Here is a 1,147-nt window from a genome sequence, read left to right as displayed (position 1 = left end):
ATTTTACACCTAAGAACAATATTTATAGTACTTTTGCTGCTAAACTTTGCAATAAAAAGGTTATTAATAATATTGCCGGTTTGGGTACCGCATTTAGCAGTAATGGTATACTTAATTTGCTAGTTAGAAATTTATATAAATATAGTCAGAGGGAAGCGGATTATATATTTTTTCAGAATAAAGAAGACTATTCAATATTTCAGCAATTGGGCATAAAAAAACAGTTTATGGAAATTTTGCCTGGCTCAGGAGTTGATCTCAAACGTTTTACCCTCAAACATGCAAATAATGATGGAATTACTCGCTTTGCAGTGATCGCAAGGATGCTGGTAGATAAAGGGATCGTACAATATGTTGATGCAGCAAAGATTTTAAAAAATAAATACAAGGATAATGTCGAATTTTTGCTAGTTGGCTTTATTGACGATACGAATCCAAGATCGATTACTTCCGCAAAAATGAGCGAATGGGTTGATGAGGGACATGTAAAATATCTCGGTGTATCAGATAACATTGAGGAAATCGTAGGTAATGTTGATTGTGTTGTTTTACCCTCTTTTTATAGAGAAGGCGTGCCAAAATCCTTACTTGAAGCAGCTGCGATGGGTAAGCCTCTAATCACAACTGATAATGTTGGTTGTAGAGATGCACTTGAAGATGGTAAAACGGGGTATCTTTGCAAGCCTCGCTCAGTATCGGATTTATGCGACAAAATGGAACTTATTATCAATATGTCTTTTGAAGATAGAATGATTATGGGTAAAGCTGGCCGAGAACTTATTGAAAAAAAATTCGATGAGCAAATAGTTATCAATAAATATTTGATGGCACTACAAGTTATCATGGATAAATAATCCCCTATTGATATGGGAGTTTAATATGACTATATTAGTTACTGGTGGCGCGGGTTATATTGGTTCACATACAGTTTTAGATCTTTTACTCAATCAATATGATGTCGTCGTACTAGATAATTTATCAAATTCTTCTTATGAATCCTTGAAAAGAGTAGAGACTCTATCTGAAAAAAAAATACGGTTTCATAATATTGACCTACTGAATAAAGAACATCTGCATTCATTATTTAATGAGAACGATTTTCAATGCGTCATTCATTTTGCGGGGTTGAAATCCGTTGGTGAATCAG

2 protein-coding genes are annotated in these 1,147 nt (G+C 34.0%); both read left to right on the top strand.

The genetic code is table 11. The features are described 5' to 3' along the window. The coding region (locus INF61_RS22715) for a glycosyltransferase family 4 protein (RefSeq protein WP_193548155.1) at positions 1–854 on the top strand (854 nt) is incomplete at its 5' end. 25 nt (positions 855–879) lie between these two features. Next, positions 880–1,147 (top strand): GDP-mannose 4,6-dehydratase (locus tag INF61_RS22710; protein ID WP_193548154.1); only part of this gene is annotated, 268 nt, incomplete at its 3' end.

This window comes from Enterobacter cloacae complex sp. P18RS (genome assembly GCF_014982105.1).
Classification (GTDB): domain Bacteria; phylum Pseudomonadota; class Gammaproteobacteria; order Enterobacterales; family Enterobacteriaceae; genus Enterobacter; species Enterobacter hormaechei_C.
The sequence above is the reverse complement of the archived record's forward strand: the minus strand, read 5'-3'. Positions and strand labels throughout refer to the sequence as shown.